General features: G+C 54.1%; 7 protein-coding genes. 3 read left to right on the top strand and 4 right to left on the bottom strand.

What is annotated here, in order from left to right:
• The first annotated feature begins 35 nt into the window (after nucleotides 1-35).
• On the top strand, nucleotides 36-7,232 hold the full coding sequence (locus GCN75_RS26040) for a hemagglutinin repeat-containing protein (RefSeq protein WP_226941573.1): 7,197 nt from the start codon (nucleotides 36-38) through the stop codon (nucleotides 7,230-7,232).
• 6 nt (nucleotides 7,233-7,238) lie between these two features.
• Nucleotides 7,239-7,637: a hypothetical protein gene (locus tag GCN75_RS26035; protein ID WP_152284948.1), complete on the top strand. Its 399-nt coding sequence runs from the start codon at nucleotides 7,239-7,241 to the stop codon at nucleotides 7,635-7,637.
• A 328-nt stretch (nucleotides 7,638-7,965) separates the two neighbouring features.
• Here the strand turns inward: GCN75_RS26035 and GCN75_RS29720 are convergent, their stop codons facing one another.
• Nucleotides 7,966-8,436, bottom strand: a complete 471-nt coding sequence (locus GCN75_RS29720; RefSeq protein WP_226941572.1) for a hypothetical protein — start codon at nucleotides 8,434-8,436, stop codon at nucleotides 7,966-7,968.
• Nucleotides 8,423-8,836, bottom strand: coding sequence for a transposase (locus GCN75_RS29715; RefSeq protein ID WP_226941571.1), 414 nt, complete (start codon nucleotides 8,834-8,836; stop codon nucleotides 8,423-8,425). The genes GCN75_RS29720 and GCN75_RS29715 overlap by 14 nt, the downstream gene beginning before the upstream one ends.
• Nucleotides 8,837-8,959: 123 nt before the next feature.
• Here GCN75_RS29715 and GCN75_RS26025 point away from each other — a divergent pair, with 123 nt between their 5' ends.
• The gene (locus GCN75_RS26025) at nucleotides 8,960-9,337 is read left to right on the top strand and encodes a hypothetical protein (protein WP_152284947.1); all 378 of its coding nucleotides are present in this window, start codon (nucleotides 8,960-8,962) and stop codon (nucleotides 9,335-9,337) included.
• Nucleotides 9,338-9,571: 234 nt separating this feature from the next.
• Here the strand turns inward: GCN75_RS26025 and GCN75_RS26020 are convergent, their stop codons facing one another.
• Nucleotides 9,572-9,910, bottom strand: coding sequence for a hypothetical protein (locus GCN75_RS26020; protein ID WP_152284946.1), 339 nt, complete (start codon nucleotides 9,908-9,910; stop codon nucleotides 9,572-9,574).
• Between the two features lie 8 nt (nucleotides 9,911-9,918).
• Nucleotides 9,919-10,194 carry a hypothetical protein gene (locus tag GCN75_RS30010; RefSeq protein ID WP_405002838.1) on the bottom strand — a complete coding sequence of 92 codons (276 nt, stop codon included), beginning with the start codon at nucleotides 10,192-10,194 and terminating at the stop codon, nucleotides 9,919-9,921.
• Nucleotides 10,195-10,197 lie beyond the last annotated feature (3 nt).

Raw genomic sequence — 10,197 nt, 5'->3', positions numbered from 1 at the left:
ACCGCGAACACGGCCTGATCTTCAGCGGCGGCGACATGGCCATCGGCGGCTATCTGGACGGCAACCGCATCGCCACGGGCTGGGCGGGATCGGTGACGAATGCCAGCGCGACGATCGAGGCGCTGGGAAGTTTGAATCTGGGCGCGAGTCAGGTGAATGTGCTGAATAACCATCTGGTTTTTGAAGAGGGAAGGGAAATTACTGAAAAAATTTCTGAGTATCAAACTGTGGCCCCGACGGATGGGACTATTTTTGACGGCACCACGTATGCAGAAGGAGCACCAGGAGTAAGTATCCTTGGGAAGCTTTATAGCCCTGGAAATTATATGCTGTTGCGAACACCGGACGGTAAAGGATTTAATCTTTTCTGGCATCGGGAAGTTACCCGTACAACGAAGGAAAGTGTCGTTATGGGCTCAGACCCGGGGCGAATAATTTCCGGTGGCAATATGAAGATTGGTTCCAGTGCCATTGTCAATGATAATAGTCATATTCTAGCCGGCGGTGCGCTTGATATAGATCGTGCGATTTTGCAGAACAAGGAAGTGCAAGGAAAAAAAACTGTTCACGAGGTAGGTACAGTAACGAAGACAGAGCTGTTTGCTACGGCTCAGAACCAAATGTCGCGTGCATCTGTTCAGACAATAGATATGACAATAATGCTTCCGTCTAACACGCCAACTACGGCACGTATTGAGCAATTTTCTGCGTCAATAGGACAGGGGGCAAAGCCTGCAAGTGTTTCCGTTGCAGGTGTCAATGCTGCAGTCGAAGGGATAGGGCGTACGACGGCAACTGTTAATACATCATCTGTTATCGTGGCTTCAGTTGGTGTTGAAAGCTCCGGTCATGTGAACGGTAAGGAAATCGGTTACGTGGATGGGGAGGGCGCGATTCAGAAGACTGATCGCGCTGGCAACTCGGCCTCTGATGCGGTCGTTGGTGTCGCTCCGACTAGTCAGCTCAATGCAGCGAAAAGTATCGCCGCCGATAGCGCCTCTGAATTGAATCATGTATCGACTGTGGCCGCAGGTCTTGTTGCCGGACAAAGCGCAGCACTGGCGTCTGGTGGAAATGGCATTAACGGTAGTACGCGCACGGGCGATGCGGCCCGCGCTGTCGCAGTTGACACGGTGTCCGGCGCGCGTGTTAATGCTGCCAGCGGTGGCGGCCAGTATGGCGGGGGAGTCGATGCGACCTTACTTGCGCGCTCGTCGGCAGGCACGGCTACGGTCGTGCCTGGTGGCAATGGATCCGGCGGCGCTCATGGTGGAGCCATCGGCCAGGCTGGCGATGTGGGGAGGGTGACTTCGACTCAGTTGAGTGGTATTGCAGGCATCGAGGCTGACCCGCACACTGGGCTCACTACCGTAACTGGAGCGGGTATTACGGGCGATCAAGTGCGGGGCACGAACGGGCCAGGTGGTATCGCCGATGCCAGTACGATAGGCCGGGCCGCCGAGATCGCAACGCTGGCGTCATCGTCTGTCTCTGGCGTAGACGGCGCGCAAGCGCCGGGTGCGGCTGAACTCGGTTCCGTTACGCGCGTTGGTATAGCGGCAGTTCCTGTTCAGGGAGGAAATGGACCCGGTAGCGCAGCAAACGCCGGGACAATCGGGCAAGGCGGTGCAGTCGGACAGTTGGCTACGAAGGCCGTGGCCGCGGCTGAAGGAGCGCAAACGGGCGCGGCGACAGGCTTGAGCCCACTGAAAGACGTGGTCATCGCTGCCTCGACAGGCAGTGCTGCAAACGCAGGCGCTGTCAGTGGCGAGGGACAGGTACGCATGAATGGCATTACCCAAGTGAAGCTGGGCAATCCTTCCACGCGTGCGCAAGTGGTGCGGACAACGGGTTCATCCCTGCAAATTCCAAATGCCAGCCTGTATCAAATCCGGTCCGCGCCATCATCCCGCTATCTGGTGGAAACCGATCCGCGCTTTGCCAGTTACCGGGAGTGGACAGGATCCGACTATCTGTTAAGTCAAATAAAAAACGACCCATCAGTGACGCAAAAACGCCTCGGTGACGGCTTCTATGAGCAGCGCCTGGTGCGCGAGCAAATCGCAGAGCTGACGGGACAGCGTTTCGTGGGCGATTACACCAGCGACGAACAACAGTACAAGGCACTGATGGACCAAGGTGCCGCATTTGCCAAACAGTGGGATCTTCGTCCCGGTATAGCGCTGACAGCGGAGCAAATGGCGGGATTGACCAGCGATATCGTCTGGCTGGTCGAGCAGGATGTGGTACTGGCCGATGGCAGCACGCAAAAGGTATTGGCGCCGCAAGTGTATGTGCGGGTACGCGAGGGCGATATCGATGGGCAAGGCGGATTGTTGGCCGGCAAGGAGGTCAACCTGAATCTGGAAGGCGATTTGGTCAATAGCGGTACGATTGCGGGACGCACGATCGTCAAGCTGAATGCGGACAACATCGAGAATATGGGCGGGCGCATTAGTGGTGACGCCATTTCCGCTACCGCTAGAAATGATCTGAACAACATTGGCGGCACCATATCGGCGAACAGTGAATTGCTAATCAGTGCAGGCCGGGATGTGAATGTAAAAACATCCACGCAATCCCTGGATAGGGACGATGGGAAAAACAGCCTGAGCCTCACCAGCCTGGATCGTTTGGCTGGCCTTTATGTGACCGGTGATGGAACAGTCAACGGCGGGAATTTGCTGGTGTCCGCTGGTCGGGATGTCAATATTGCGGGTGCATCTATTGCTAATACGGCAAATGGGGGCGGTATTGGCATTACAGCTGGCCGCGATATCGCCGTCACGACAGTGAGTAGCCATAGCGAGCAGCGGATGGAAGGCTATGCAGGGCGCTACACGACCGACTCGTCTGTCAAGGAAACGGTCAGTAATATCTCCGCTGCAGGCGATATACGTATGAGTGCCGGTGACAATATCCTGCTGAAGGCGGCAGGTGTCCATGCCTCGGAAACGTTGCAGCTCACTGCCGACCGCAATATCGATATGTCTACGGCACGTGATACAGAAACGCATCAAAGCTGGTATGGCAGCGGCTCGACCAAGAATAGCAGTCAGGGAAGCGAGTTGGGCGGCAAACAGATCGTCATGCTGGCGGGCAACGATATTAATAACGTCGGGGGCCAGGTGGTTGCAGCCGACAAGCTGATCGCTGGCGCCGGGCGCGACATCAACGTGGTCACCACCACGGTCAACAACGCCAGCGAGCGGTGGACGGATAACATCTCGAGCAGCACCACCGTCGGCTCGACGGCAGGCATGTACGTGACGGGCACGGACCAGGGCCATGCCCTCGTCGTCCAGGCAGGGCGCGATGTGACGGTGACGGGCGGCGTGATCGCCAACGCGGGCGTAAATGGCCAGACCAGCGTGATTGCGGGCAATAACCTGACCCTCAATACCGTCACCGTGGCCTCCACCCACAATGACATACGCAACGCCGACAATTACAGCAAGCAGAGCAAGACGGGGGAAGTGGGTAGCCAGATCATGGGCGCTGGCAACGTCAATTTGCAGGCGGGCCATGATCTGACGGCGCGCGCGGCGGACGTGCAGGCGGGCGGCACCTTGGGCCTGCTGGCGGGCAATGACATCAGCCTGGTCAATGGTTTCCAGAATGAAGTGAGCGATACCGCCAGCAAATCGACGAAGGAGGGCTTCTGGAACAAGACCACGACGACCAAGCATGATGTGGTCGATACCACCACGGCGATCGGCACTTCGCTGGGCGGCAGCAGCGTGACGGTGCAGGCGGGGCACGATCTGCAAGTCACCGGCTCGAGCATCTTGAGCGACGATGCGACGCGTTTACTGGCAGGTAACAACATCACGATCGACGCGGCCACCAATACCGTTTACGAGCTGCACCATTCCAGCACCAAGAAAAGCGGCTTCATGAGCAGTGGCGGCATCGGCTTCAGCTATGGCACCAAGACCACGACCGTAGACCAGGAACGGGACGCCACCTTGCAAAGCGGCGAGGCGCGCAGTTCGATAGGCGCGACGGGCGGTGCGTTGACGATGGTCGCCGGCAATAACGTGACGATAGGCGGCAGCGATATTCTTGCCGCTACGGACCTAGATATCATCGGCAAGAGCGTCACCATCAAGCCGGGCCAAGACAATGAGAAGGGGAAATTTGAAGTCAAGACGACGCAGGATGGTTTGACCCTGGCTTTGGGCGGCAGCGTGATCAGCGCCATCCAGACCTTGCAAACCATGAGTACTGCAGCCAGCACGGCCAAGGATGGCCGCGTCACGGCGATGGCGGCGGCGACGGCGGCCATGGCGGCGAACGGTGCTGCCAAGGAGATGATGAAGGAAGGGCCGAGCATCAGCATCAGCCTGACGGCCGGCCATTCGGAAAGCATCCAGACGCAAAATACGGCCAGCACCACGCATAGCGGTAGTGTATTGACCGGCAATAATATCAACATCACGGCCCTGGGTGGCGGCAAGGATAGCAACGTCAATATCCTGGGCAGCGACCTGAACGCGAAGAATGATATTCGCCTACATGCCGACAATAACGTCAATCTGCTGGCCGCGCAGGACACGGAAAGCCAGCACAGCAAGAGCTCGAGCCTGAGCGCCTCCGTCGGCGTGAAGGCGATCGTCAGCACACAGGGTACCTCGTTCGGCTTCACGGCCAGCGTTAGCGGCAGCAAGGGGCATGAGGATGGCGACGGCACGACGCAGCTCAATACCCATGTGAATGCAGGCGACAAGCTGGTTATCACAAGTGGTGGCGACACCAACATCAAGGGCGCCGTGGTCAGCGCCAACCAGGTGATTGCCGACATCAAGGGCAATCTGAACCTGGAAAGCTTGCAAGACCTGGCCAAGTTCGACAGCAAGAGCCAGAGCATTTCCGCCAGCGGTACGGTGGGCATTGGCGCCAGCTTCAGCGGCAGCTATAGCCAGAGCAACATGCACAACGACTATGCCAGCGTGCAGGAGCAAAGCGGTATCAGGGCAGGCAACGGCGGCTTCCAGATCAAGGTGGGCGGCAATACGGACTTGAAGGGAGCCGTCATCAGTGCCACGGAGGCGGGCAAGCTGAACAGCAGTTTGACCACCGCGACCCTGACGCATAGCGACATTGCCAACCATGCGATATCGAAGGGTAGCAGTGTGGGTGTTTCGGGCGGTTTTTCGGTAGCGGGCAAGGAGACCGAAGAGAATAAGAATTTGACCAATGTTGGCGGTAAAGGCGGCACCACCGCAGGTCTGCCTTCCATGGTCGCGCTCAGCGAAAACGCCACCAGCACGACGCGCAGCGGCATCAGCGGCGGCACTTTGCTCATCACAGACGATGCAGCCCAGCGCGCGGCGACGGGCAAGGGCGCGGATGAAGCTATCGCGGATGTGAACCGCGATGTGACGACCGGAGTGGATAGCAGCGGCAAGATCGGCAATAATTTCGACAAGGCCAAGTTGCAGGCGACGATGGATGTGACGGCGGCGTTTGCGGCAGCGGCTGCTGAGAAGCTGGGAACATATGCTTCCGAGAAGCTGGAGGAAGCGACTGCATTGGCAGAGGAAGCATATAAGCTTCGAGAAACCGATCCTGAAAGAAGCGCAGAGTTAACGCGTCAAAGTGTTGAGTTAACAGAGAATTGGAAAGAGGGGGGGCTAGCGCGGGTCGCGTTGCACACGGCAATTGGCGGGCTTGCCGGCGGCACCAACGGCGCATTGGGTGCTGGCGCAGCGGCGTTGTCGACGGATAGCATTGCCAAGCAGTTGAAGCAACTTGATATGCCTGAAACGCTGCGTGATGCGTTGACGCTGGCGGCGGGCGCTGCAGTGGGCGCGGCTGCTGGTGGGGCGACGGGGGCGGCTGCTGCGGCAAATGAGGTGGCGAATAATTATCTGAAGCATGAGGAAATTCTTGAGCTTGGCCAGCAGGAAGCTGCGTGCGATGGTGGTAAAGGTAATGCGGATGCCTGTGAGAAGGCAAATAAATTGAGATTCACCAGTGCAGATCGCGATGCGGAATTGGCGGCATGTACAGGAAATAATGGCGCAAAGTGTGAGGAGCTTCGGAGTTTAGTCCTTGGCTCGGTCATGGGGATAGTTCAACAACGGGATGGGCATAGTGATGAAAATTACATCGTAGAAAGTAATAGAACATTTGACATTGCGATTTCGAGTGGAAGTACAGATGGAAATGATCCTAGGAATATGCCTTACGATCCATCAATTGAAGGCATTCGCATTTTTACCAGTAGCGATGGAAGCAACATTACAGGTCAGGGTAACGCCGATCTCTATCCTCCGACTCGCTCATTGATTGGCGACATGTATCGGGCCTCAATGCGAGAAACCCTTGACTCAAGCAATTCCTGGGATGTGCGGGCAGGATATGGCACGACGGCGTTGATTTCCGCCATTCCCGGTATGTATAACGATATGTCGTCAGGATTTTTGAATTCACCAAACAACTTGATTGGCGGGTCAAATTATATGGTCGACGGGTGGAAAGATGGAAATTGGAATCTTTTCTCCGCTGGACTCATGCGTGCTGGCATAGGGGTTTTAGATCTTGGTGGTGGAGCTTTCGTACTTAAAGGCAGCATTACGGCGAATCTAAAAGCACAAGAGTATGCTGCATATAGTGCTTATTCCAGGTCAACGTACCAGGCAAGCGCAACTGCGGAAAATCAGATCCTATTGAATCAAAATCCACGGATAATTGCAGGTGCTGAGCCTTCTTCTCTTCTTCAACAGCCAGGAGCGGTTGATAATTTGCTTTACGGAGCTAGAGTTGGAGAGGGGTTGCCAGGAGCTCAAGGCGTCGTCATCCCTGGACGACCAACAACTGATCAGTTGGCAAATTTGTCAGCAAAGCATGAGGTCGAATTTGGAGTGACTTATACGCTAGGTAATGGAAAAGGTGGTAGTGGAGGTTTCTATACATTGTATTCAGGAACTAAGAAGACGGTCAGTATCGGAGAAATATCAGGGGATAAGATGTTGATTAGCCATACTCACCCTGATGGTGCCGCTTTTGCAAGTGGGTATTATGAAATTGTTAATGGTCGCGAAGTTTTTAAAGGGGATCAAGGAGTTCTGGAGTTGCTGCAGAAGGCAGGCTCCCCTCAACGAACATCAACGATAATTCCGTTGGAAAGAAGTGATGGAGTTAAGGCTCCACCATTTAAATTTTCCGTTGAGGATAGCAATCTTGATTATGGAATTAGTAATGGTACAATTGTGCCAAGGAGGTAATTTATTATGAGTAGTTTAATTGTGGATAATCCTATTGATTTCGATGTTTGGTGCAGAATAGAAGATGGTAGTCAAAAGCTTGCCGCGGCCTGGACTGCAAATATGAACTCTCAATATATAATAGATGCATTCAAAATTGTTCGTGAATCTATAAAAATAGATGGTTATATACAGATTTTTGTGAGGTGTGGCTGGGATGATATTCCTGGTTTGCTGTTGAAGCTTCCGAAATTTGTGCAGAAAGACACTCTTATTATTACCCAGTCTTCTTATCGCCCATCGGATTGTCCACGTTACTGCGAGATACATTCGCTGCGATATGTCGCTCAACTATGTCCGGTTTGCAATGGTTTTTATATAAGTAACGTTATAAATGGGAAGCGATTTGTCGCCTCGAAAAATTGAGATCGAGCAGTGATCTGGAGTATGTCGTTGTTTAGTTTCGTGCGATCATATTCCTCGTCGCAGCATGCCTTTGTTCCGCGCTAAAGCCATGCTTGATGAGTTAATCGCCGGCTTGCCAGCGCGATCGTCCCAACGGTTCCAGCAGATCGCATAAACTTCAGTCACTGAGCAAACGCAATCACCCCCAAACGAGCCGGGGCCAGATACCGTCTTGAATGCCAAGTCCTTTTGCTAAGTAATGCGCATCAAAGGGCTTGTCAGTATGGATCACGCCATACATCAGATGTGCTAGCAAGGCTAGGGTCAAGTCCGCCTTTCGTACACGGTCTCAACATTTGCTGTCTCGATCTACAGCAAGTTGAGATTCACTAAATGCCGATACGACCCGACTGACTGTCCTGCTCGAGACGTGAAAAGCGGCGGCGATGTGGGACATGGTAAAAGCGGTTGACAGATAAGCGCGTGCCATGGCCTCATCTCTGTCGCTATAGTGCGCCCGAAACTGCTCTAATGACAGCGTGACAGCGCGGCGCTGCGACCTTGGCGTATCTCTGGGCGTCTCGACGCGCTGCGATTGCTGATGTGCTGAAATGAAGGCGTCATCGCCTAGAAGAATCTGGTGGCAGGTGCGTGCGAGCGGACTCGCCTCGCCCATCCCGGCGGCGATAAGCCGGTAATAAGCAGGGATTGCCTCGTCGCGCGTAGTGCCAAACTGGTTCAAGAGCCAGTCACGCGCCAACCAGCACGGAGCTGGCGCGTCATCCAAAAAAATAGCGATGGCTGCTTCAGTGCCACTCATCGGGTGACACGACCATGTGCGCCCGGACTGGATTCAATACGACGTAGCGGGCCAATTCCAACAGGTAGTTTTCTTTCTGCACCAAGATAGCTTTGTAGCGACCTTGCAATACGTGTCTTACAAGCTTGTGGTGCTGATTAAAATGCTGGGTATATAAGCCGTTCAGTTGGCGCATGCCCTGCGACATATTTGCCTCGACCGTTTCAACGAGCAGATGATAATGATTGCCCATTTGGCAAAAGCTATGCACGATAAAATGGTGCCGCTGGCATACCAAGGCAAGCACTTTTTGCCAGGCAAGGCGATCGATATCGTTCCGGTAAATGGCACGACGCCGGCCGTCGTGCGAAGTAACGTGGTAGAGAGCACCGGCGAACTCAGGTCGTAGTGGTCGCGTCATGTGGTAGAGGGTATTTGAGCCGCACACATTGGCACTGAGATTGCGCAGAGGTTTGGATGTCGGTATGGCTGAGTTCGTGTCGTAATGGCGGACCTGCCCACGTCTCGGTGTAAAAGGTCTGGTATGTTAAAAATAAATTGGTCGGTTTGGGATAATAATTCCACTGTTTCATGGGATTTCAATGCTAATAGTATTAGGGTTGAAATGAAGATGCCTCCGCTTGGGGTTGCCAACTTGAAGAGTAAAAGCTTGATCGCAATTTTTGGTAGGTTTGATGAGTTTGGCTCATCAAATCTTCTTTTGTATTCATATGAAGGTATTCTTCAACGGGCATTTAAAGCCCCACCTCTTGGGAAGTGTTCGCAATTCACTTCAGTTTCGGAAAGTAATGGAATTGTAAGTGTGGGTATTGGTTTTGAGACTGATTCTGAATGGGCGGAAAAATCTGCTCAGTTCAATGTCATTGATGGAACATTAACTAATTATCATAGAAGTTATTGATTGGCCGAGCGGGTAGAGCAAGAGCCAGGGTCAGGTCTGTCATTCGTACACGATCTCAACCTTGCCCATCTCGATCTGGGATAAGTTACACTTTATTAAATGCCGATACGACTCGACTGACTGTCCTGCTCGAGACGTGAAAAGCGGCGGTAGTGTGGGACAGGGTAAAAGCGGTAGGCAGATAAGCGCGTCCCATTGTTTCGTCTCTGTCGCTATAGCGGACCTGATATTGCGTCAATGACAGGGTGACAGCGGGGTGCTGAAGATCGGGGTATCCTTAAATTTATCGGAGCGCTGCGATTGCTGATGTGCCGAAACGAAAGCGTCATCAGCCAGGAAAATCTGGTGACCGGTTTGAACAAGCGGATTTTCCTCTTCCGTTCCGTCCGCGACGAACCGGCAATGACAGATAGGACCGCTGAGGGTATTTTTGAGGGTATCGGTAACTGAATGGTTTGGAAAGTACCGAAAAATCAGGCGCTTAGCCAGCTCGTTGATCATCGAGTGGGAATAATCTCCCGTCCGGCATCGTAAGGCTAATGCCGGATCAATGAAACAGCCAAGCTCTTGCATTTAGTTTTTTACCTGGCGGCAGTCGCAATACCTGCATCGGCTACGTCGTCTGCCCCAAGCCGACCAGCCGTGCCAGAGTCTCCTGCGCATTCATGGATTTGGCCAGCGAGACGGCGCTCATGCTGCGGCTGACCACAGCGTCGATGCGGGCAGCCGTGCTGCAGCAGCAGTTCGGCGATGTCCAGGTAACCTTTGTCGGCCACGCCGGCCAGCGGCGTCTGGCCCTGGTCGTTGGGGACGTTGGCGTCGGCGCCCGCTTCGAGCCGCAGGCGCGACGTTTCCATATG

Origin of the sequence: Janthinobacterium violaceinigrum (assembly GCF_009208555.1) — a bacterium.
Classification (GTDB): Bacteria; Pseudomonadota; Gammaproteobacteria; order Burkholderiales; family Burkholderiaceae_D; genus Janthinobacterium; species Janthinobacterium violaceinigrum.
The sequence above is the reverse complement of the archived record's forward strand: the minus strand, read 5'-3'. Positions and strand labels throughout refer to the sequence as shown.

Excerpts from the sequence above, each read along its gene's own strand:
- GCN75_RS26040 (WP_226941573.1), top strand. The coding sequence starts at position 36 with ATGGCCATCGGCGGCTATCTGGACGGCAACCGCATCGCCACGGGCTGG.
- GCN75_RS26035 (WP_152284948.1), top strand. The coding sequence starts at position 7,239 with ATGAGTAGTTTAATTGTGGATAATCCTATTGATTTCGATGTTTGGTGC.
- GCN75_RS29720 (WP_226941572.1), bottom strand. The coding sequence starts at position 8,436 with ATGAGTGGCACTGAAGCAGCCATCGCTATTTTTTTGGATGACGCGCCA.
- GCN75_RS29715 (WP_226941571.1), bottom strand. The coding sequence starts at position 8,836 with ATGACGCGACCACTACGACCTGAGTTCGCCGGTGCTCTCTACCACGTT.
- GCN75_RS26025 (WP_152284947.1), top strand. The coding sequence starts at position 8,960 with ATGTTAAAAATAAATTGGTCGGTTTGGGATAATAATTCCACTGTTTCA.
- GCN75_RS26020 (WP_152284946.1), bottom strand. The coding sequence starts at position 9,910 with ATGCAAGAGCTTGGCTGTTTCATTGATCCGGCATTAGCCTTACGATGC.
- GCN75_RS30010 (WP_405002838.1), bottom strand. The coding sequence starts at position 10,194 with ATGGAAACGTCGCGCCTGCGGCTCGAAGCGGGCGCCGACGCCAACGTC.